Source organism: Streptomyces microflavus (assembly GCF_014650075.1).
In the GTDB taxonomy this organism is placed as follows: Bacteria; Actinomycetota; Actinomycetes; order Streptomycetales; family Streptomycetaceae; genus Streptomyces; species Streptomyces microflavus.
On the sequence record NZ_BMUG01000009.1, the window covers coordinates 179446 to 200451 of the forward strand.

Sequence of the window (21006 nt, forward strand, 5' to 3'; positions counted from 1 at the left end):
GGATTTCCAGACGTTGCAAGGAGAGCGCGTGCTCACTGTCGGTGACAAGTTCCCCGAGTTCGACCTGACTGCTTGTGTTTCGCTGGAGAGCGGCAAGGAGTTCGAGCAGATCAACCACAAGACCTACGAGGGCAAGTGGAAGATCGTCTTCGCGTGGCCGAAGGACTTCACCTTCGTGTGCCCCACCGAGATCGCTGCCTTCGGCAAGCTGAACGAGGAGTTCGCCGACCGCGACGCCCAGGTCCTCGGCTTCTCCGGTGACTCCGAGTTCGTGCACCACGCCTGGCGCAAGGACCACCCGGACCTGACCGACCTGCCCTTCCCGATGCTGGCCGACTCGAAGCACGAGCTCATGCGTGACCTCGGCATCGAGGGCGAGGACGGCTTCGCCCAGCGCGCCGTCTTCATCGTCGACCAGAACAACGAGATCCAGTTCACGATGGTGACCGCCGGTTCCGTGGGCCGTAACCCCAAGGAGGTCCTGCGGGTCCTCGACGCCCTGCAGACCGACGAGCTGTGCCCGTGCAACTGGACCAAGGGCGAGAACACCCTCGACCCGGTCGCGCTCCTCTCGGGCGAGTGAGCTGATACCCATGGCTCTCGATGAACTCAAGTCCGCCGTACCGGACTTCGCCAAGGACCTGAAGCTGAACCTCGGTTCGGTCATCGGCAACAGCGACCTCCCGAAGCAGCAGCTCTGGGGCACCGTGCTGGCCTGCGCGATCGCCTCGCGCTCGCCGCGGGTGCTGCGCGAGCTGGAGCCCGAGGCGAAGGCCAACCTCTCCGCCGAGGCATACACCGCGGCGAAGTCCGCGGCCGCCATCATGGCGATGAACAACGTCTTCTACCGGACCCGGCACCTGCTGTCGGACCCGGAGTACGGCACGCTCCGCGCTGGCCTGCGGATGAACGTCATCGGCAACCCGGGCGTCGAAAAGGTCGACTTCGAGCTGTGGTCGCTCGCCGTCTCCGCGATCAACGGCTGCGGCCAGTGCCTGGACTCCCACGAGCAGGTGCTCCGCAAGGCCGGCGTGGACCGTGAGACCATCCAGGAAGCCGTCAAGATCGCTTCGGTGATCCAGGCGGTCGGTGTGACCCTCGACGCCGAGGCCGTACTCGCCGAGTAGTCACCCGCACCACCCCTGATACGGGAAGAGCCCCGAGGACGACCGACCGTCCCCGGGGCTCTTCTTCGTCTCCGTGCGCCGTGCGCCTACTTCTCCGGCGGCCCGCCCTCCGACGGGTCCCGCCCGGCCGGCGGCTCCGGGGGCGCGACCGGGGTGGCGGGCTCGGCGCCCGGCTCGTCCGGAACCGTCTGCCGCGCGGCCGACGCCGGTGTCGGGGCGACCCCCAGCGCGGTGGCCCCGTGCTGGCCCCCGACCGCGCGCGGGGCACCGTAGGACCGTAGATAGCCGACCACCGTATTGGTGACCGCGACCAGCGGTACGGCGACCACCGCACCGCCGATGCCCGCGACCAGGCCGCCCGTCGCCACCGCGAGGACCACGGCCAGCGGGTGGACGCGCACGGCACGGCCGAGGATGAACGGCTGGAGGATGTGGCCCTCGATCTGCTGCACCGCCAGGACCACCACCAGCACCATCAGCGCGGTGAACACGCCCTCGGTGACCAGCGCGACGACCACCGCCAGCGCCCCGGAGACCACGGCACCGATCAGCGGGATGAAGGCGAACAGGAAGATGAAGACGGCCAGCGGCACGGCGAGCGGCACATTGAGGAAGTACAGGCCGAGGCCGATGAAGATGGCGTCGATCAGGGCGACCAGCACCGTGCCGCGTACGTAGGCGGTCAGGGTCCGCCAGGCGCGCGGGCCGGCGCCGGCGACCCCGGGACGGGCCTGGGCGGGCACCAGCTTCAGCGTCCACTCCCAGATGCGCCTGCCGTCATAGAGCAGGAAGAGCGTGGAGAACATCGCCAGCAGCAGGCCGGTGAGGAACTCCACCATCACCGTGACGCCTTGGAGCCCGGCGGAGGTGATCTCCTCCGTGTTGGTGCCGATGGTGTCGTTGAGGTTCTTGGCGATGTCGTTGATCTGCGACTCGGTGACGTGGAAGGGGCTGTCCAGCAGCCAGCGCTTCAACTCGTCGATGCCGTCGCGGACCCGGTCGGAGAGCGTGTCGAGGTTCTCCATCACCTGCCACACCACGAACCAGCCGACCAGGCCGATGATCACGAACCCGAGCACGGCCGTCACAGCGGTGGCGAGCCCGTGCGGCAGCCCGAACCGCTTGAGCCGGACGACGGTCGGCTGGAGCATCGCGGTGACGAGCAGCGCGGCGGCGAAGGCGAGGACGACCAGCTGCACCGCGCTGATCACCTGCATCAGCACCCAGAGGGTCCCTGCGAGGACGAGCAGCCGCCAGCCCGCCTCGGCCGCGACCCGCATCCCCCACGGAATCGCCGCGACCGGATCGGGCCTGGCGGCGACGGAGGGGGCGTACGAGGGCGGCGCGGGCACCTGCCCGGGGTCCGGGGCGTCCGAGGGCGTCCCGGTGCCACCGGGGGAATCGTCGTCGGCGGCGGCGCGCGCCCGGCGCTCTTCCAGGCGTGAGCCCAGTTCCGTCAGTTCGGACCCGAAGCGGCCCAGCCAGCCCGGCAGTTTCGACATGTCTCTTTCCCTTCCCCCAACTTCGCTCCCCAGCGCTGCCTGGATCGCCGGATGCGACCGTACACGCGCAAAGCCCCCCACCGCGTTCCGCGGTGGGGGGCTCCGGCGGGACTGTTCGCCCCTAGTACCAGTTGTTGGCCTGCCAGAAGGACCAGGCGCCGCACGGGGAGCCGTAGCGGCTGTCCATGTAGCTGAGGCCCCACTTGATCTGGGTGGCCGGGTTGGTCTGCCAGTCGGCACCGGCGGAGGACATCTTGTGGCCCGGGAGGGCCTGCATCAGTCCGTACGCGCCCGAGGACGGGTTGGTCGCGCGGTAGTTCCAGGTCGACTCGTGGTTCACGATGTTGCTGAAGCACTGGAACTGGTCCGCGGGGACCATCTGACGGGCCATCGCCTTGACGTCGGCCACGCTGTAGGAGCCCTGGGCGGAGAACGAGGATGCGTCGCGGACGGAGGACCGGCTGGCGCGCTCGGCCTCTTCCTTCTTCGCCTTCTCCGCGGCCTGCCGCTTGGCCTCGGCCTTCGCCTCGGCGTCCGCCTTCTTGGACTTGGCGTCCTTGGCGGCCTGCAGGCGGGCCGATTCCTCGGCCGACTTCTTCGCGGCGGCGTCGGCGGCGGATGCCTGGGCATCGGCCTGCTGCGTCAGCGAAGCGGTCTGGACCTGGGCCTGCTGGCCCGCGGGGATGTCTGCGAGCAGCGTGGTGTCGGCTGCGGCCGTCTCGAAGTTGTTGTCGTCGGCGGCAGGTGTGCCGCCCGCAGCAACGCCTACGACGGCGCCTACGGTGGTGACCGCGGTGGCAGATGCCACGGCGAACCCCCGGACCGAGATCCGGCTCACATGGTGTCCTTCCAGCATCGTCCGCTTAGGTGACCTCGCGGGCGCAATCGTGCCCCTGGCACTGGCCTCCCTACTGCGTGGGTCACGGGAGGCACGGGCCCGTTGGGCAACCCCGTTGAGGGGGTTGCCACGTGGTACTCGCGGGCGGCATACGGGCGTCTCATGTTGAGTTGTGTGGTGCGTGGCGCCTCTGGAGGTGCCCAAGTGCCGTATGCGGGGCCTGACGGAAGCAAGACTCTGCCGGACAGGGACGCCACAGGGCAATTCTGTGTTGCGTGGGAAAGGTCACACCCCGTTTGGGCCATCGGTTTTACGGAAATGACGGCGCAACACGATGCCGCCCGGCTAAGCTCCTTGGCTCGCCGGGCGGCATCAACAGGACATGCAGGTCAGATGTGGCCTTCCTCCAGCATTTCGGTCACCAGTGCGGCGATCCGGGAACGCTCCGAACGCGTGAGCGTCACATGGGCGAAGAGCGGATGACCCTTCAGCTTCTCGACCACGGCGACCACTCCGTCGTACCGGCCGACCCGGAGGTTGTCCCGCTGGGCCACGTCATGGGTGAGCACCACGCGTGAATTCGCCCCGATCCGGGACAACACGGTCAGCAGGACGTTCCGTTCCAGTGACTGCGCCTCGTCGACGATCACGAACGCGTCGTGGAGCGAGCGGCCGCGGATGTGGGTGAGCGGCAGGACCTCCAGCATCCCGCGCCCCAGCACCTCCTCGATGACCTCGCGCCCGGCGACCGCCGACAGGGTGTCGAAGACCGCCTGTGCCCAGGGGCTCATCTTCTCGGCCTCGCTGCCGGGGAGATAGCCGAGCTCCTGGCCGCCCACCGCGTACAGCGGGCGGAAGACCATCACCTTCTTGTGCTGCTGGCGCTCCAGCACCGCCTCCAGTCCGGCGCAGAGGGCGAGGGCCGACTTGCCGGTGCCGGCCCGGCCGCCCAGCGAGACGATGCCGACCTCCTCGTCGAGCAGCAGGTCGAGGGCGATCCGCTGCTCGGCGCTGCGGCCGTGGATGCCGAAGGCCTCCCGGTCGCCCCGCACGAGCCGCACATTGCCCTCGGCGGTCACCCGGCCGAGCGCCTTGCCGCGCTCGGACTGGAGGACCAGGCCGGTGTGGACGGGCAGCTCGGCGGCCTCGGGGACGTACAGCGTCTCCTCGGTGAAGAGCAGGTCGACCTGCTCCCCCGAAAGGGACAGCTCGGTCATTCCGGTCCAGCCGGAGTCGGTGATGGCGAGTTCGGCGCGGTACTCCTCGGCGAGGAGGCCGACCGAGGAGGCCTTGATCCGCAGGGGCAGGTCCTTGGAGACGACCGTGACGTCGTATCCCTCCGCCTGGAGGTTGCGGGCGACCGCGAGAATCCGTGAGTCGTTGTCCCCCAGCCGGTAGCCGGCGGGCAGGACGCCGGGGTCGGAGTGGTTGAGTTCGACACGGAGGGTCCCGCCCAGATCCCCGAGCGGGATCGGGGCGTCCAGCCGGCCGTACCGGATCCGGAAGTCGTCCAGCAGGCGCAGGGCCTGCCGGGCGAAGTATCCGAGCTCCGGATGGTGCCGTTTGGCCTCCAGCTCCGTGACCACCACGATCGGCAGCACGACTTCGTGCTCGTCGAAGCGGGCCATGGCACCGGGATCGGCCAGCAGGACGCTGGTGTCGAGAACGTATGTGCGCCTGTCGGGCATGCGGCGCTTGCTACTGGTCACCACGGAAGGACGTACCCCCTCGGACGAGGTCGGGGAGTGCGACGAACGGTCGCGGAGCTTCCCGAAGGGAGAGGACGGACCGGGATCGGGCCCCTGTGCGCGGGCCGGACCACGGCCTCCGCGTCGGCCGCAGGCTGTCTACGGTCCTTCGTGTGCAAAGGGCCTCCCGGGCGAGCGGACTGGGTGCCGCTCACTTGGATGCGACATCCGCCTGGTTGGTGACCGGATGTCGACCTGTCAGGGGTATTCCCTGTTCGGCCCGAAGCCATGCCGCTGCATATGACACGGTGTGGAGAAGTCCCGGTGGACGCGCGATGACCCCTCTATATACGCGATGACTCCCCTATATAGAGGAGTCATCCGGTGGTACGGGTGAGGGAGCCGTTCAGGCCCCGTAGCGCCGGTGGCGGGCGGCGTAGTCGCGCAGCGCCCGCAGGAAGTCGACCTTGCGGAAGGCCGGCCAGAACACCTCGCAGAAGTAGTACTCCGAATGGGCGCTCTGCCAGAGCATGAACCCCGACAGGCGCTGCTCGCCGCTCGTCCGGATCACCAGGTCGGGGTCGGGCTGGCCGCGGGTGTAGAGGTGCTCGGAGATCAGGTCGGTGGAGACGATCTCCGCCAGCTCCTCGAAGGTCGTGCCCCGCTCCGAGTGCTCCAGCAGCAGCGAGCGCACCGCGTCCGCGATCTCCTGGCGGCCGCCGTAGCCGACGGCGACGTTCACGATTATCCCGTCGACGTGGGACGTGGACTGCTCGGCCTCCTTGAGCACCAGCTGCGTCTCGGCGGGCAGCAGGTCGAGCGTGCCGACGTGGTGGACGCGCCAGCGACCGTCGGCGGCGAGATTGCGTACGGTGTTCTCGATGATGCCCAGGAGCGGCTTCAGCTCGTGCTCGGGCCGGTCGAAGTTGTCCGTGGACAGCATCCAGAGGGTGACGACCTCGACATCGGTCTCGCTGCACCAGCCGAGCAGCTCGGAGATCTTGTCCGCGCCCGCCTGGTGGCCCTGTACGGCCGATCCGCCGGATGCCTTCGCCCACCGCCGGTTGCCGTCGAGGATGACCCCGATGTGCTTCGGCACCTGGTCGTGGTCCAGGCGGCCTTCCACCCGGCGCGCGTAGAGCCTGTACACCAGGTCGCGGAAGTTCACTGAGTTCACCCTCTCGGTTCCGTACGGGCCCGTGGCCCGCCCTCCCCGTCGCCGGGGGTCCGGGGTCCACCCCCGCAGGGGAGCGCTGCGCGGTCGTTACGGACCCGCGCGGGCATGAGCCGCGCCGCACATCGGCATTCCCCGAAGCCGCCACATTACTGCGATCGGGTCACGGGGGCCCAACCCGGTCTGTCACAACTCCGTGATAAGGAGGGAAAGTGACTGATTACCTCTCCCCCGACCTCTACTACCGCGCTGCCGACACGCGCTACGACTCCATGGAATACCGCCGCACCGGACGCAGCGGCCTCAAGCTGCCCGCCCTCTCGCTGGGCCTGTGGCACAACTTCGGCGACGACCGGACGCTCGACTCCCAGCGGGCGATCCTGCGCCGCGCCTTCGATCTCGGGGTCACCCACTTCGACCTGGCCAACAACTACGGGCCGCCGCCCGGCTCGGCCGAGCTGAACTTCGGCAAGCTGTTCGCCCAGGATTTCTCCCCGTACCGGGACGAGCTGGTCATTTCCACCAAGGCCGGTTATCTGATGCACCCCGGCCCGTACGGCGAGTGGGGCTCCCGCAAATACCTGCTGTCCTCGCTCGACGCCTCGCTGAAGCGGATGGGCCTGGAGTACGTCGACATCTTCTACTCCCACCGCTTCGACCCGCACACCCCGCTGGAGGAGACGATGGGCGCCCTGGCGTCCGCCGTGCGGCAGGGCAAGGCGCTGTACGCGGGTGTCTCCTCGTACAACGCGGAGCAGACCGCCGAGGCGGCCCGGCTGCTCCGGGAGATGGGCGTCCCGGCCCTGATCCACCAGCCGTCCTACTCCATGATCAACCGCTGGATCGAGGACGACGGCCTGCTCGACACCCTGGAGACGGCCGGAATGGGCTGCATCTCCTTCGTGCCGCTCGCCCAGGGCCTGCTCACGAACAAGTACCTGACGGGCATCCCGGAGGGCTCGCGCGCCACCCAGGGCAAGTCGCTGGACCCGGGGCTGCTCTCGGAGGAGGTGCTGCGCCGGCTGCGCGGCCTGAACGACATCGCGCAGGGCCGCGGCCAGTCGCTCGCCCAGCTGGCCATCGCGTGGGTGCTGCGCGACAGCCGTATGACGTCGGCGCTGATCGGCGCGTCGAGCGTGAAGCAGCTGGAGGAGAACGTGGCCGCACTGTCGGGGCCGGCTCTGACGGCGGCGGAGCTGAAGGAGATCGACACCTTCGCCGTGGACACCGAGGGCACCAACATCTGGGCCGGGCGGGGCTGACACCCGGCCAGTTGAATCCGGGCGGTCACGCCCGGTCACTGACGCCCGGTCAGGGGAGCTTCGGCACGGCGGGGCCGGCGCCGCCCAGAAAAAACGGGCCGGTCCGTGGGGGGGGGGGATACGGACCGGCCCGAGGGGGGGTTTCCACCATAACCCTTCATAAGTCCTGCCGGGTGCCACGCCACTCCCCAACTACTCTCCGGATTCGCCGGACTCCGCTGCGGGCAGTCCCGGCACCCTCCGGCCCGCGCTCACGGGCCCGGATTCGCCCCCGGTATCGAGGGGGTGCCCCTGGGCGCGGCCTTGACGCCCCGCCTGCGGTTGCGGACAGGTTCTGACCTGAAGGGGCCCTAGGTTCGGTCCATGACGACCCGAGCCCGTGCGACCGTGACCGTGACCTGGCCCGAGGCGAACGCCCGGAGGTCGGGCCGCCAGCACCTGTGCGGTCCGGTGCCCGCAGTCTCCCCCGCCGACGCGGCCGGCGCGATGCTCGGCGCGCACGCCCAGGTGCTGTCGGCGGCCGAGCTCTCGGTGGGGCTGCGCGGCGAGGGCCTGACGCGCACGGACGTGCGTACGGCTCTGTGGACCGACCGGACCCTGGTCAAGACGTTCGGCCCGCGCGGCACGGTCCACCTCCTGCCGGCGGCGGACCTGCCGATGTGGACCGGCGCGCTCTCCGCCGTACCGACGGGCCCGAACCCGTTCCCCAGGGCCACCCGGATGACCCCCGGGCAGGTGGAGGAGGTCGTGGCGGCGATCGGGGAGGCGCTGACCGGGGCGGAGCTCACGGTCGACGAGCTCTCCGAGGAGGTCGTCGCCCGGACCGGGCCGTGGGCCGGGGACCTGGTGATGCCCGGGTTCCAGCAGATGTGGCCGCGCTGGCGGCAGGTCCTGCACCTGGCGGGCCACCGGGGCGCGCTGGCCTACGCCCCGAACCGGGGTCGCCGGGCGACGTACACCAACCCCGGGTACACCCCGCTGCCGGGCCCCCAGGCGCAGGCGGCCCTGGTGGAGCGGTACCTGTACGCGTACGGTCCGGCCACCCCGGCCCACTTCGCCCGGTGGCTCGCCGCGCCGAAGCGGTGGGCGGACGGGCTGTTCGCCTCGCTGGCCGCGTCGGGGGCGATCGAGGAGGTGGTGTTCGAGGACGCCGGGCCCTCCTGGGTGGTGGCGGGCGACACGGACTTCCCGGCCGGTCCGGTACGGGGAGTGCGCCTGCTCCCCTACTTCGACGCGTTCACGATCGCCTCGCAGCCCCGCGAGCGGCTCTTCCCCGGCCGGGCCTTCGAGCGGGCGCTCGCGGGCGGGCAGGCGGGGAACTACCCGGTGCTGCTGGTGGACGGCACGGTCGCGGGGGTCTGGCACCAGCGCCGCTCGGGGAAGCGGATCGCGGTGACGGTGGAGCCGCTGGAGCCACTGCCGACGGCGCGGCTGCGGGCGCTGGAGGACGAGGTGGAGCGGGTGGGGGCGATCATGGAGGGGCGGGCGGAGCTGACGGTGGGGCCGGTGACGGTGGGGGCGCACGCGTAGGGGGCTCAGTGGGCGGGGGGCCGCATGCGTACGTGGCTCGGCGGCGATGGGACCGCACGCGTGGGGGCTCAGTGGCGGGGGGGCGGCGCGTGCGTACGTGGTCCAGCACCGGTGGGACCGTACGCGTGAGGGCTCAGTGGCGGTGGAAGCGGACCGCCAGTGTGTCCCCCGCCGCGACCACGAAGTCCCCCTCCTCGCACCGGATGACCGCCTCGTGGACCTCGCCGTTGCCGTCCCTGCGCTCCAGCGTGCCGACGACCGTCCAGGCGCCCTCGTACGGCACCGGCGGCAGCTGGGTCAGTGGAGCGTGCTGCCACTGGTTCGCCGGTACGCACCAGTCGGGCAGCAGGGGCCAGGTGCCCGGGGTGATCCGTAACGTCCAGTCGGAGGTACAGGTGAGCAGGACGGACTGGCCCCGGTCGATCACGAACTCCACGGCCTCCGGCTCGCCCGCGCGCCCCTCGGGCCGGTAGAAGACCCCGTGCACGGCGGTGATCCGGGAGCCCGTGAGCCAGTCGGAGTTGCCGCTCCGGGTGCGCCCGGCCGGGCCGCCGTACTCTTCTCTCTCCACCGTCATGGCCGCTCCCCGTCTCCCTCGCTGGGCCTGCTCCCACTGAGTAGGACGGCGGCTCGCACGATCGCGTTGCCTGTGGGGCAAAGCTGAACTGGCGTCCGGGGTAAGCAGGTTGACACCTCTCGATACGTCACAGGGGCTTGCGGGCCTCAATCAGGAAGCGTGTGGTGTGGGCGAGGAACGGGCCATCCTCCTCGATCTGCCGGTGCAGTGCGGCCAGTTGGGGCCGGTACTGCTCGACGGTGAAGCCGGGCACCATCCAGATCACCTTGCGGAGGAAGTAGACCACCGCGCCGATGTCGAAGAACTCGGTGCGCAGCCGTTCGGGCCGCAGGCCGACGACGTCCAGCCCGGCCGCCTCGGCGGCGGCGCGCGCGTCCTCGGGGTCGCGGGCGCCCCGCACCTCGGGCGGCTGGGGGCCGAGGAAGTACTCGACGAGCTCGAAGACGCTGGCCGGTCCGACCTGCTGCGAAAAGTACGTGCCGCCGGGGGCGAGCACCCGGGCGATCTCCTCCCACCAGGTGGTCACCGGATGCCGGCTGACCACCAGGTCGAAGGCCCCGTCGCCGAAGGGCAGCGGCGGCTCGTCCGCGTCCGCGACGACGACGGCACCGCGGGGGTGCAGGAGTGCGGTGGCGCGGGCGATGTTCGGCGGCCAGGACTCGGTGGCCACGGTGACCGGCGGCAGCTTGGGCGCGGCGGCCAGCACCTCGCCGCCGCCGGTCTGGATGTCGAGCGCGGCGCGGGCCTCCCCGAGCCGGTCGGCCATGGCGCGGGCGTATCCCCAGGAAGGGCGCTGCTCGGTGGCCCGTCCCTCCAGCCAGGAGAAGTCCCACCCGTCCACGGAGACGGCGTCGGCCTCGGCGACGAGGGCCTCGAACCGGTCGCGGGAGGCCGAGGAGGCGAAGGGCGGAAGGGGCGAGGAGGACGGAGAAGGCGGAGGGGGCGGAGGGGGCGGAGGGGACTGTTCGGACATACGGGAATCGTGTCAGGCCGGAGGTGGGTGGCGCGAATGGATTCCGGGGCGTACGCGGGCGGCTTGCGGACCGGGCCCTGGGCTCAGGCCGCCAGGGCCCCCAGCAGGATTCCGGTCAGCGCCCCGGCGATCATGAATGGGCCGAACGGAATGCCCGTCCTGCGCCCCGCCCGGCGCAGGAGGACGAGCCCGAGTCCGTACGCCGCGCCGAACAGGAACCCGGCGAACCCGCCCAGGAACAGCACCTCCCAGCCGTACCAGCCGAGGGCGACGCCCAGGGCGAGGGCGAGCTTCACATCGCCGAAGCCCATGCCGTTGGGGTTGATGAGGAAGAGCAGGAAGTAGAAGCCGCCGAGCGCCAGACCGCCGAGCAGCGCGGAGGTCCAGGATCCGGCGTGGCCGGGGAGCAGGGCGGCCCCTCCCAGCAGCAGGACAGCCGCGGCGGCCAGGGGGAGGGTGAGCGGGTCGGGCAGCCGGTGGACGCGGCGGTCGACGGTGGCGAGGAGCACGGCGACGGGCGCCAGCAGCAGCCAGCCGGCGAGCTCGGGCCGGGCCCCCGTGGCGGCGGCGAGCACGGTACAGGCGAGGACGGTGACCAGGGGCGCGAGGGTTCCGGGGGCGTAGGGGGCGGGGGCGGGGCGGTCGTCCCCGTACGGCAGGGCAGGCGCCTCGGCCCCGTCTCCGGACGGCGAAACGGGAGCGGTGCGCTCGTCTGCGTACGGCGGGACGGGCGCCTCGGCCTTCTCTCCGGACGGCGGCACGGCGGTCTGCGCGCGGGACCCGCAGGCGGCGCAGCGGGCCGGGCCGAGCCAGCCGCCGAGCGGGCCGGTGAAGGCGTGCCCGGCCGGGCACGCGGTGCGCCAGGGTTCCTCGGGTTCGACGGCGAACCGGTACGCGGCGCGCGGGATCAGCAGTCCGGTGACTCCACCCCAGACAGCGGCGACGGCGAGCAGTACGAGGTCCACACCACGACCCTAATCGGCCGCGGGAACAGGGGGCTTGGGCCCTGGGGCCCACTCCCGGGCGTTCGGGGCCGTTCGGGACCCGCGCGGCGGCGCCGGGGGCTACGGTCGGTGCCCATGAGGACTTGGCGTGATGGCGAGGGGACGCTGACGGTCGGCGGGGACGCGGGGGCCCGGGGGGTGCCGCTGCGGATAGCGGCCTCGTACCGGGCCCGTACGCGGGGGCTGCTCGGGCGGGACGGGATCGACGGGGCGCTGATGCTCACGCCGGCCGGGAGCGTGCACACCTTCCGGATGCGGTTCGCCATCGATGTGGCGTACCTGGACCGGAAGTTCACCGTGCTGGCGGTCCGCACGATGAAGCCCGGCCGGCTCGGCCTGCCCCGGCTGCGCTCCCGCCATGTGGTGGAGGCGGAGGCGGGGGCGATGGAGCGGTGGGGGGTGCGGCCGGGCGTACGGGTGGAGCTGCGGGCGGCGGGCACGTCCTGGGGAAGGCCCACACCCGGCACCCGCTAGGACGGCCCGCCCCCGGCACCCGTCAGGGCGGGCCACCCCCGGCACCCGTCAGGGCGGGCCCGCGCCGAGGAGGGTCCAGGCCCCGAAGGCCGCCGACGCGCAGGCGAGTACCGCGAGTACGGCAGCCGTGCGCGCCCTGCTCCGCAGCCGTACCAGAGCGGCGGCGGGCGGGAGGAGCAGCGGGAAGGCGGGCATCATCAGGCGCGGCCGCGAGCCGAAGTATCCGGCGCCGATCAGCGAGATGACGACGATCGCGATGCCGTAGACGAGGACGGGCAGCGGCTGCCGCTGCCGTACGCAGAGCACGACGAGCCAGCCGAGCAGCCCGAGCGCCGCGCAGAGCCCGAGGGCGGCGGGCAGCGGGAGCCCGGCGATGAAGGCGGCGAGCGCGCGCCCGCCGTCGATGCTGTTGCCCCACTGCGCCTGGACCTCGAAGTACGCGAACGGGCTGCCTTCGCGCACGGCGACGAACACCACGTACGCCAGCCAGCCCAGCGGTGCGAGCGCCACCCCGGCGATCATCCGGGCGTTGCGGCGGAGCACCGGACCGGTCCGCTGTCCGGCGCGGACCTCCCGTACGAGGGTGACGGCGGCGGTGATCGCCAGGGCCGCGATGAGGGCGGCGGCCGAGGGCCGGGTGAGCCCCGCCAGTACGCAGAGGGCACCCGCCACGAGCCAGCGGCCCTTGAGGACGGCGTACAGCGCCCAGGCGGCCAGTGCGGTGAAGAGCGTCTCCGTGTACGCCATCGACTGGACGAACGCCGTCGGGTACACGCCCCACAGCGCGGCCAGCACCACCCCCGTACGCCGCCCGTGCAGCTCTGCCCCGACGGCGAAGATGCCCCAGGCGGCGAGCAGACCGGCCGTCCAGGCGACCAGGAGTCCGGCGCCGCCGAGGGTGAGCGGGGTCACCTCGGAGATTCCGCGCTCCAGGGCGGGGAGGAGCGGGAAGAAGGCCAGGTCGGAGTGGAGGGCGCCGTCGGGGAGGGTGGCGGTGTATCCGTACCCGTCCTCGGCGATGCGCTGGTACCAGACGGAGTCCCAGCGCCAGCCGAGCCGCGCCAGGGGGTCCTTGCCGGAGCTCCGGGCTGCCCCCCAGAAGACCAGGAGCCCCAGGGCCCGGACGGCGGCGTAGACCGCGAGCGCGGGGGCGGCGGCCCGGAGAGCGGCGGCCGCCCGGGGGCCGGGGGGACGGGGGTGCAGGGCCGGGGGGCCGGGCGTCCGGGTACGGAGCTGGTGGTCGGACATATTGCCGATTATGTCCTCCGGCGGGTGGCGCCCTGCCCTCGGTGCCGTTACGGCCTGGCGGTCTTCCCGGCCTGAGCGCCGTCGCGGCCTCGGGTGCCGTCCCGGCCTGGGGTGCCGTCGCGGCCTCGGGTGCCGTCGCGGCCTGGGCAGTGGCCGCCGTCAGCTGATCGCCGGGCGGAGGGGCGGGCGGGTGCCGAGGGTGCGGCCGACGAGAGGGGCCACCGTGCGGATCAGCTTCAGCTGGGTGGAACGTAAGACGCGCACGGTCGTCTCGTCGGACCAGCCGGTCGTGGTGGACCACTCGTAGCCGGAACCGACCACATCGCTCGCGAAGGCCAGCTCGGTGGCGAGGAGGGCCCGTGCCCAGTCCATCGGCTCCAGCGCCTCGTGGGCGATCAGGGCGGCGCGGATCCGCAGCGACCGGTAGTGGAGATCCTCCGTACCGTCGAAGCCCATGGCCACGGCGAACTCCTCCGTGGAGCGGGCCGGGCCGCACCACTCGATCAGTCCCAGCTGCAGGAGCCGGGACTCCTCGTCGGTCAGTGTCAGCTGCTCCGCGGTCTGCACGTCCGTCATCACCCTCTGGTTCGTCCGCCCGCCCACGGGGGCCGTGGGGAGGACACCGGGGCGAACCTTGATCGGTTACGAGGAAGGACGCTAACTCCCCTCCCCTGCAGGCGTCTTGGGCCCGGGGGCCCATGCCTCCGGCACATGCGGACGCACCACCGCCCCCGCCGCCTCACAGGCTCGGCACGGCGCTCCCGAACACCTTCCACGGCGAGATCGTGACGGAGTCCATGACCGTCAACTGCGGGTGCCTGGCGGCGATTTCCTCCCGTACGGCGACGGCGTCCGGCCAGGCGTCGAGATGCGCGGAGCCATCGATGACCACCCCGTCCCAGTCGGTACCGGCCGTCGCGCCGTCCCGGTCGAGGACGAAGCCGATGCAGAGCACGGACGCCCGGCCGACGGTCCGCCGGATGGCACCCACCGCCCGCTCCCGTACGACCGGCGGCAGCTCCCCCACGGAGAACTCGACGGCGACGACACCGCTGCGCGCACGCCGTATGCGCACCAGGAGATCGGACCCTTCGTCCACCCACAGCCGGAAGCCGACCTCCTGAAGTCTTTGCAGACCGGAAAGGGAGAGAAGCTGCTCCCGCGTCACGGGCGAACGGGCCCCGGACGAGGGAAGGTCCAGGCTGACGAGCACGGTACGACCGGTCAGGGGATGCCCCGAACGAAGGCCCTCCGCCTCCAGGTCACCCAGTAGCGTCGCGGCATCCAGCCGGGTCCAGCCCAGGTGGTACGAGTAGAAGAACCCGGCACTCATCGACGCCCCACCCCCCCTCATCACGGCATGAGCCTAATAATTCGCGTGCGCAAACACAAGAGCAGGTGGTCACCGGTACATCCGAGCGTACCGAGCGGCAGGAGACGTGGCGTGGGCCCAGGGGCCCATGGGCGGCCCAAGGGGCGCAGGGAGCGGAGCAACCGGGCTTCCCGTGACCGGACTTGGGCCCGACTTTGGGGCCGGGGGCCCGCGTCGGGGACGTATTCCGGCCGTACGCTCACGGCCGACAGGCAGCACGCGCGCAGTTCAGGTGCCCGGATCACGGGTTACGGGTGCCGGACTCTACGGGTGCCGGGCCACGGGTTCGGGGAAAGGGTGCACCGTGAGCGGTGGCGGGGGCGGGAGCTGGGGGGACGGAGGGGCGGGCCACATACCGCCAGGACGCCGGGGTGCAGGGGGCTCCGGCGCCCTGGCAGGCAACGAACCGGGCAGCCGCTTCTTCGCGTTGACCCGCAGTTGGGCGACGGGTGCGCTGGTCTACATCGCCGCCGGGTTCCTGACGAGCCGGGTGCTCCTCGAACTGCTGGGCAACGCGACCCGGTTGGAATCGTTCGGCTGGCGGCTGTGCCTGCTGCACATACCCGCGCTCGCCGTCACCCTGCTCACCGTCCTGGCCGCCACCCGCATGCTCCCCGACGAGTACCGCGCCTCCCGCGCCCTCTACCTGCTCGCCGCGCTGACCGTGCCGCTGGCCGGTATGGCGTACGGCTTCGCCGTGTCGTGGGAGGCGGTGGGGATCGAGGGCGTACTGATGCCGGTGGTGGCACTGGCGGCGGGCGCCGCGTCGGGGACGGCGGTGGACCGGCTCCTGGAGGAGCGCGCCACCCGGCCCCCGCCGCCGCCGACGTACTCGTACAACTGGCGTGACAGCGGCGTCACCGCGACGGAGTACCTGGGTGTCGTGGTCCTCGTGGTGACCCTGATCGGCGCGATGGCGATGGCGGGGGTCGGCGGGCAGATCGGGGAGCGCATCCGCTGCGCGATCAGCGCCATGGCCGGTGGTGGTGGGTCGTGCGCCACGGGCGGCGGGGACCCCGAGGCGCAGCCGAAGACGGACGCCGACTACGAGCCCAAGATGTGCCAGGTCTCGTCCGTCTCCGACACGGCGGGCGGCAAGGTCAAGATCGGCTGGTTCGAGTGGGGCGAGGAGTACGGCTTCCAGCAGAAGGTCTCCCAGGCCAACACCGACGTCAACGGGGACGGCAAGGTCGACGGGAACGACAAGGTCGTCTCCATGACGTTCACCGACGCGGCCTCGGCCGGCGTCACTGCCAGCACGCCGGGGGTGAAGCTCGGGAAACTCGGCAAGGCGGACATCGACATCGGCGGCGGCATCAAGATCACGAACGGTGACACCTGGATCTTCGCGAGCGAGGAAGAGGCGCAGAAGATGCGGGACGACATCGAGGAAATGAAGATGTGGGAGACCGCCACCAAGCACGGCAGCGGGTACGGCGGCAACTGGTACTCCGGCATGAAGTGGGCGGAGAAGAAGGAGGACATCGAGCGGAAGATCGGCGACAAGAAGATCTCGTACTCGACGGTCGGCCTCAACGCCTATGCCGACGGCGGCCTGTCCATCAAGGGCGGCGACGAGGACGAACTCGGCGCCAAACTGGGCGGGAAGGCCAAGTTCTCGCCCGAGGTGACGATCACCAAGGACGACGTGAACGGCAACGAGTCGTACACGTACACCGCCAAGCTGGAGCTGGAGGGCAAGCTCAGCGGGAACGCGGGCCCGCTCAAGGGCACGCTGAGCGGCAAGCAGAACCGCACCGGCGCCATCACCGTCACCCGCGACCAGAGGACCGGGAAGATCGTCCGCATCGACATGACGCAGACGGTGGAGAGCGGCTCGACGTCCGGCAAGGTCGAAGTGGGCGGCGACAACGGCGAGTCGGGCGCGGACAAGCGCGGCGGCAAGGGCAGCGCGTCGGACTCGTCGGGCGAGACCGGCATCGAGGTGGTGACGAACTCGATCGTCTTCGGCAAGGAGACCGACGCGGGCACCGAGGCGAAGCGGGCCGTGGCCGAGCAGTGGCTGGACGGATCCGGCAACAACACCGCCCCCTTCGAGTACCTCTTCGGCGACCGCGGCATGGAGACGCGCCCCACGGGCAACGACCCCTTCGAACGGCTCATGTTCGAGGACGGGCTGTCCAGCACGATGCGCTACCACGGGGAGACGGACGCGCAGGAGTTCGGCTTCGAGATCTCGCTCGGGATGAGCCTCGGGTTCTCTATCTCGGACGAGCAGAAGAAGGAGACGCTGACGGACGCACGGTTCCTGGGGGCGCCAAAGGGTGACGGCCGCACGTATCTTCCGTACAGCTACTGCGCGAACTGACGGCCGCCGCTCGCACGGTGTACCTGAGAGGCGATGACGATGACGAGAAGGCTCCACGCGGGCAGGCAGGCCGCGACGGCCGCCCTGGGCCTGTCCCTCCTCCTGACCCTGGCCGGCTGCGGCAGCGGCACCGACGGCAAGGCCCCGGTCCCCGAGGGCTGGTCCACGCTGGACACCGACAGCCTGAGCGTGGGCTACCCGAAGGACAAGGGGTACGCGGAGCAGCCGGCGGCCGAGCGGAGCAGGAACAACGCGGCGGTGGCGCTGAAGGTGGAGAACGGCATCCGCACGGGCATGGTCTCCGTCCAGCTGAACTTCGCCACGGGCGTGAGCGACGCGGGCGAGGCGGCGGCCGCGGCGGGCGCCGGAATCGGCCTGGGCTCCACGCGCAGGGCAACGGAGGACGTACGCCTGGCGGGCCCGGAGAAGTCCCGCGAAGCCCGCCGCATCGACTACGACTTCACAGCCGACGGCAAGGAGGACACCCCGAACACGGGCACCCCGATGACGGGGGTCCTGGTCGCGGGGGTGGACTCGGGGGGTGTGCCGTTCGTGGTCCGTCTGAACGCGGTGAAGGGCGCGGTGAGCGGGGAGGAGCTGAATGCCTTCGTGGGGTCGATCACGGTGAAGTAGGTTGCGAGTAGGGGCGGTTCACGCCCCGTCGGGAGCGCCGGTACGTCACTGGAGCCCGTGGGGCACCGGGACAAGGGAGGCAATCGAGAGTGAGCAATCCAGGTGGGCCTGAGCTGCCCTCGCAGATCGATACGTCCGTCGCCCATTCCGCGCGTGTGTGGAACTACTGGCTGGGCGGGAAGGACAACTTCCCGGCGGACCGTGCGGCGGGCGACGCGTACAAGAGCAAGTACCCCCTGATCGAGCCCTTCGCGAAGGAGTCGCGGGATTTCCTCCGCCGGACGGTGACCCACCTCGCCCAGGACGCCGGGATCCGGCAGTTCCTGGACGTCGGTGCGGGCCTGCCGACGGCGAACAACACCCATGAGGTGGCGCAGCGGATCGCCCCGGAGTCGCGGGTCGTCTACGTCGACCATGACCCCCTGGTCCTGCTGCATGTCCACGCGCTGCTGACCTCCACGCCGGAGGGTGCGACCGCGTACGTGGAGGCGGACATGCGCGACACGGAGACGGTGCTCGCCGGGGCGTCCGGGACCCTGGACCTGACCCGGCCCGTCGCCCTGGTCATCAACGACGTCCTCGGTCACATCGTGGACTGGGACGACGCCCTGTCGCTGGTGCGGCGGCTGGTGGAGCGTCTGCCCTCGGGCAGCTACCTCGCGCTCAGCCACTCCACCGCGTCCGACGACGCCCACCGCGCCGTCCAGGACGAATACAACTCCTCCGGCGCGATCCCGTACATCTTCCGCGAGCCGGAGACGACGATCGCCTTCTTCGACGGCCTGGAGATGGTGGAGCCGGGGATGGTGTCCTGGCCGAACTGGCGGCCCGACGCCAACACCGGCACCCTGACCGCCCGTGCCGGGTGGGGTGCCGTCGCCCGCATCCCCTGATCCCATCAGCAACTGCCGCGCTGTGCACCCCGTTTCGAGGTGCACGGCGAAGCGGACCACCTGCTGTGACGGCGGGGGCCCGGCACCGCGATGTGGTGTCGCGGTGCCGGGCCCTCGGCTGCTTCGCAAGGAGCGGGAGCGGTCAGGAACCCTCGCCGCGAGGGAAGGAGACCTCCACACGGCGGTTCTTCTTCCGGCCCTCTTCGTTGCTGTTGCTGGCGATCGGGTACTGCTCGCCGTATCCCCGGATCTCGTACGTGATCGTGGGGCCGAGCTCCTTCGAGAGGACCCCGTGCACGGCGTCGGCGCGCTGCTTGGAGAGTACGTCGCCGTGGGCGGAGGAGCCGAGGTCGTCGGTGAAGCCGAAGACGCGGACCTTGGTGGCGTTCTGCTTCTTGATCTCGTCGGCGATGGCGGCGATACGGGCGTTGGCCGCCGAGCTCAGCTTCGCGCTGTCCTTGCCGAAGAGGACTTCCGCCTGGAGCGCGAACTTGATGTCGGCGTTGCTGTCCTCACGGCGCTCCTCACCGCCGAGGTCCTCGACGACCTGGACGATGTCGAGGACCTTGGACGGTCCCAGCGTGCCGCCGTCGGGCATCTTGAGGTCCGGGTCGTTGGCGTCGACCTCGACAGGGGGGACCGACTGGGCTTCGGTGCCCGGTGGAACGCTGGGGCCGTCATCGGCCAGCGCGGGCGTCGCCCCGAACAGCGTGAGGCTCGCGACGACGAGGAGCGAGGCGGCGGCCATGCCCTTCGGCCTCATGCGGGTGCGTGTGTGCGTCATGTCGGCGGTCACCCGGAGATCTTGAGGGAAGTCGTCCCGAAGGTCGGAAGGGTGAAGTCGACCTCCGTCGTCGTAGTGGGCGGCGACGGGAACTGCATGAAGACCGACGTGGTCTTGCCTGCCAAAAGCGGCGGGATGCCCGTTGTGCACAAGCACCGGCTCTCCGTGTCCCGCAGAATGTAGTAACGCTTCTTCCCTACCTTGTCGACCAGCGTGGCTCCGGCGACAGAGTTCGGGTTCGCGGCAAGCAAGGCCGACTCGGATCCGGCCCAGGCCGTCGTGTTCGCCGACTGGGCCCCCTCGTTCTTGATCACACCTTGCACGGTCACGAAGCCGCCGGAATCACGCTTGACCTGATTGATCACCAGCGTGAGCCCATCCAGACCCCGCGCCTCGGCCAGTCTGGCATTCGGATCCACGTTCTCCCCCGCAGCAGTGTCCACCTGCTGCTCGCCCTTGTCCTCGGCCGTCGGCGAACTGGCCGGTGCGGACGGCTCGGGCGTGCTCTCGCTCCGGGGCTCCGCACCGCCGTCGTCACCGCATCCGGTCAGGCCGAGGGCGAAGGCAGCTGTTACGGCGACAGCCAGCGCGAATCTTCTCGTTGTTGTGGTACGCCGAATGCTCATGGTCCGATTCCTCTACTCGTCGTTCGCTGTCACTGGTCGACCAACCGCACATCGAAAAGAATCTTGCTCACTGTGGACCATGGCGGAGGGCTGCCCGGCGCGACTTCCACCACTCGGCCGTTCGAGCACGTGAAAATGAACAGGTCCTGGACACCGTCGCTGTTGAAGTCCACGGCCTTCCAGTTGGGGCAGCGGAATTCGATCAGGGCGGTGGCCTTGGCCTTGGCGAACGTGTTCTCCGTACCGGGGATGACCGACGAGTCCACCGGCTTGCGCCCCTCGACCTCGACCGTGATCCGGTCGCGCAGGTAGCCGTACACGGGGTAGCAGGCCCGCTTGTCGGCACGGTTGGCGGAAGCCAGCCTCTCCGCCTCGGCACAGGGCGGCGCGAACGGCAAACCCAGGAACAGTTCCAGCGTGTTGCCCGGGAGTGAGGCGATGAAGCCCGGCCCCATCTCTGTACGGGCGCGTTGCGCGGCGGCCAGGGCGGCCGCGTCCGCGGCTCCCTGGGACCCGTTGCGCAAAGCGGATGCTTTGCCGACAGCGAAGAAGGCAAACGCAAGGAAGAGCAGGCCCGCCACCATCACCACGTAGATGGGGAAAGCCTGCCCTGAATCCTTGCGCGAGCGAGCGAAGATCACTGGGCAGTGATGGCGTTCACCAGGCCCTGAATACGCGCGGAGATCGCCCCGCCGATGCCCGTCGCCACGATCGCACCGATGATCGCCACGACCACCAGAATGATGCCCAGGTACTCGAACGCCGTCTGCCCCCGGTCCTTCGCCGCGTAGCGCTTCTGGATGGTGCTGACGGCGGTGTTGGCCCAGCCGTTGACGCGGACGGCGGTCTTCAGGGTGATGTCCGACATGGTGGTCCCCTCCTGGTTCGGCCGACCGGTTGCCGGCCGACTCGGGCGTTTCTGCGGTGCCGTCTCCGGTACCGGCTTCCTCCTGGCCGGTGCCGTCGACGGCG

The 21006-nt window shown here is 70.8% G+C and carries 22 protein-coding genes; 8 read left to right on the forward strand and 14 right to left on the reverse strand.

Annotated elements, in window-relative coordinates; translation table 11 throughout:
- The first annotated feature begins 28 nt into the window (after window positions 1-28).
- Window positions 29-583 carry a peroxiredoxin gene (locus IE264_RS25950; RefSeq protein WP_007452441.1) on the forward strand — a complete coding sequence of 185 codons (555 nt, stop codon included), beginning with the start codon at window positions 29-31 and terminating at the stop codon, window positions 581-583.
- Window positions 584-593: 10 nt separating this feature from the next.
- Complete coding sequence (locus IE264_RS25955; RefSeq protein ID WP_015611046.1) at window positions 594-1127, forward strand: alkyl hydroperoxide reductase; 534 nt, start codon at window positions 594-596, stop codon at window positions 1125-1127.
- Between the two features lie 86 nt (window positions 1128-1213).
- Here the strand turns inward: IE264_RS25955 and IE264_RS25960 are convergent, their stop codons facing one another.
- The 4 genes from IE264_RS25960 to IE264_RS25975 all read right to left on the reverse strand — a co-directional run bounded on the left by IE264_RS25960 (window position 1214) and on the right by IE264_RS25975 (window position 6323).
- The gene (locus IE264_RS25960; RefSeq protein WP_015611045.1) at window positions 1214-2629 is read right to left on the reverse strand and encodes an AI-2E family transporter; all 1416 of its coding nucleotides are present in this window, start codon (window positions 2627-2629) and stop codon (window positions 1214-1216) included.
- Window positions 2630-2750: 121 nt separating this feature from the next.
- Window positions 2751-3467 carry an aggregation-promoting factor C-terminal-like domain-containing protein gene (locus tag IE264_RS25965; RefSeq protein WP_032757722.1) on the reverse strand — a complete coding sequence of 239 codons (717 nt, stop codon included), beginning with the start codon at window positions 3465-3467 and terminating at the stop codon, window positions 2751-2753.
- 389 nt (window positions 3468-3856) lie between these two features.
- Window positions 3857-5179: an RNA 5'-3' helicase PhoH2 gene (phoH2, locus tag IE264_RS25970; RefSeq protein WP_032757721.1), complete on the reverse strand. Its 1323-nt coding sequence runs from the start codon at window positions 5177-5179 to the stop codon at window positions 3857-3859.
- A 382-nt stretch (window positions 5180-5561) separates the two neighbouring features.
- The gene (locus IE264_RS25975) at window positions 5562-6323 is read right to left on the reverse strand and encodes an isoprenyl transferase (protein WP_015611042.1); all 762 of its coding nucleotides are present in this window, start codon (window positions 6321-6323) and stop codon (window positions 5562-5564) included.
- 218 nt (window positions 6324-6541) lie between these two features.
- Here IE264_RS25975 and mgrA point away from each other — a divergent pair, with 218 nt between their 5' ends.
- Both mgrA and IE264_RS25985 read left to right on the forward strand, forming a co-directional pair.
- Window positions 6542-7591 (forward strand): L-glyceraldehyde 3-phosphate reductase, encoded by a 1050-nt coding sequence (gene mgrA, locus IE264_RS25980; RefSeq protein ID WP_032757720.1) that lies wholly within the window; start codon window positions 6542-6544, stop codon window positions 7589-7591.
- Between the two features lie 363 nt (window positions 7592-7954).
- Window positions 7955-9121, forward strand: coding sequence for a winged helix DNA-binding domain-containing protein (locus IE264_RS25985; RefSeq protein WP_032757719.1), 1167 nt, complete (start codon window positions 7955-7957; stop codon window positions 9119-9121).
- A 133-nt stretch (window positions 9122-9254) separates the two neighbouring features.
- Here IE264_RS25985 and IE264_RS25990 read toward each other — a convergent pair whose 3' ends face one another.
- The 3 genes from IE264_RS25990 to IE264_RS26000 form a co-directional block, all read right to left on the reverse strand.
- Complete coding sequence (locus IE264_RS25990; RefSeq protein WP_015611039.1) at window positions 9255-9698, reverse strand: hypothetical protein; 444 nt, start codon at window positions 9696-9698, stop codon at window positions 9255-9257.
- 127 nt (window positions 9699-9825) lie between these two features.
- Window positions 9826-10671: a class I SAM-dependent methyltransferase gene (locus IE264_RS25995; protein WP_032757718.1), complete on the reverse strand. Its 846-nt coding sequence runs from the start codon at window positions 10669-10671 to the stop codon at window positions 9826-9828.
- Window positions 10672-10754: 83 nt separating this feature from the next.
- Window positions 10755-11636: a prepilin peptidase gene (locus IE264_RS26000; RefSeq protein WP_032757717.1), complete on the reverse strand. Its 882-nt coding sequence runs from the start codon at window positions 11634-11636 to the stop codon at window positions 10755-10757.
- Between the two features lie 114 nt (window positions 11637-11750).
- Between IE264_RS26000 and IE264_RS26005 the strand changes: the two genes are divergently transcribed.
- Entirely contained in the window at window positions 11751-12149 is a 399-nt protein-coding gene (locus IE264_RS26005; protein ID WP_032757716.1) for a DUF192 domain-containing protein, read from the forward strand.
- A gap of 48 nt (window positions 12150-12197) precedes the next feature.
- Here IE264_RS26005 and IE264_RS26010 read toward each other — a convergent pair whose 3' ends face one another.
- The 3 genes from IE264_RS26010 to IE264_RS26020 form a co-directional block, all read right to left on the reverse strand.
- Window positions 12198-13397 (reverse strand): putative hexosyltransferase, encoded by a 1200-nt coding sequence (locus IE264_RS26010; RefSeq protein WP_032757715.1) that lies wholly within the window; start codon window positions 13395-13397, stop codon window positions 12198-12200.
- A 159-nt stretch (window positions 13398-13556) separates the two neighbouring features.
- Entirely contained in the window at window positions 13557-13973 is a 417-nt protein-coding gene (locus IE264_RS26015) for a hypothetical protein (RefSeq protein WP_032757714.1), read from the reverse strand.
- A 163-nt stretch (window positions 13974-14136) separates the two neighbouring features.
- The gene (locus tag IE264_RS26020) at window positions 14137-14730 is read right to left on the reverse strand and encodes a hypothetical protein (RefSeq protein ID WP_032757712.1); all 594 of its coding nucleotides are present in this window, start codon (window positions 14728-14730) and stop codon (window positions 14137-14139) included.
- Window positions 14731-15073: 343 nt separating this feature from the next.
- Between IE264_RS26020 and IE264_RS26025 the strand changes: the two genes are divergently transcribed.
- From IE264_RS26025 to IE264_RS26035, 3 genes are all read left to right on the forward strand, one after another.
- The gene (locus tag IE264_RS26025) at window positions 15074-17098 is read left to right on the forward strand and encodes a hypothetical protein (RefSeq protein ID WP_032757710.1); all 2025 of its coding nucleotides are present in this window, start codon (window positions 15074-15076) and stop codon (window positions 17096-17098) included.
- A 33-nt stretch (window positions 17099-17131) separates the two neighbouring features.
- Window positions 17132-17731 carry a hypothetical protein gene (locus IE264_RS26030; RefSeq protein WP_032757708.1) on the forward strand — a complete coding sequence of 200 codons (600 nt, stop codon included), beginning with the start codon at window positions 17132-17134 and terminating at the stop codon, window positions 17729-17731.
- Window positions 17732-17820: 89 nt separating this feature from the next.
- A complete protein-coding gene (locus tag IE264_RS26035; RefSeq protein ID WP_032757706.1) occupies window positions 17821-18624 on the forward strand; it encodes an SAM-dependent methyltransferase in 804 nt (267 codons plus the stop codon).
- A gap of 142 nt (window positions 18625-18766) precedes the next feature.
- Here the strand turns inward: IE264_RS26035 and IE264_RS26040 are convergent, their stop codons facing one another.
- From IE264_RS26040 to IE264_RS26055, 4 genes are read right to left on the reverse strand one after another with little or no spacing between them, the layout of a single operon-like run.
- Entirely contained in the window at window positions 18767-19408 is a 642-nt protein-coding gene (locus IE264_RS26040; protein ID WP_032757975.1) for an OmpA family protein, read from the reverse strand.
- An 8-nt stretch (window positions 19409-19416) separates the two neighbouring features.
- Window positions 19417-20034, reverse strand: coding sequence for a hypothetical protein (locus IE264_RS26045; RefSeq protein WP_032757704.1), 618 nt, complete (start codon window positions 20032-20034; stop codon window positions 19417-19419).
- Window positions 20035-20063: 29 nt separating this feature from the next.
- Window positions 20064-20672 carry a pilus assembly protein TadG-related protein gene (locus IE264_RS26050; RefSeq protein ID WP_373301940.1) on the reverse strand — a complete coding sequence of 203 codons (609 nt, stop codon included), beginning with the start codon at window positions 20670-20672 and terminating at the stop codon, window positions 20064-20066.
- Window positions 20672-20902: a hypothetical protein gene (locus tag IE264_RS26055; protein WP_032757701.1), complete on the reverse strand. Its 231-nt coding sequence runs from the start codon at window positions 20900-20902 to the stop codon at window positions 20672-20674. The genes IE264_RS26050 and IE264_RS26055 overlap by 1 nt, the downstream gene beginning before the upstream one ends.
- Window positions 20903-21006 lie beyond the last annotated feature (104 nt).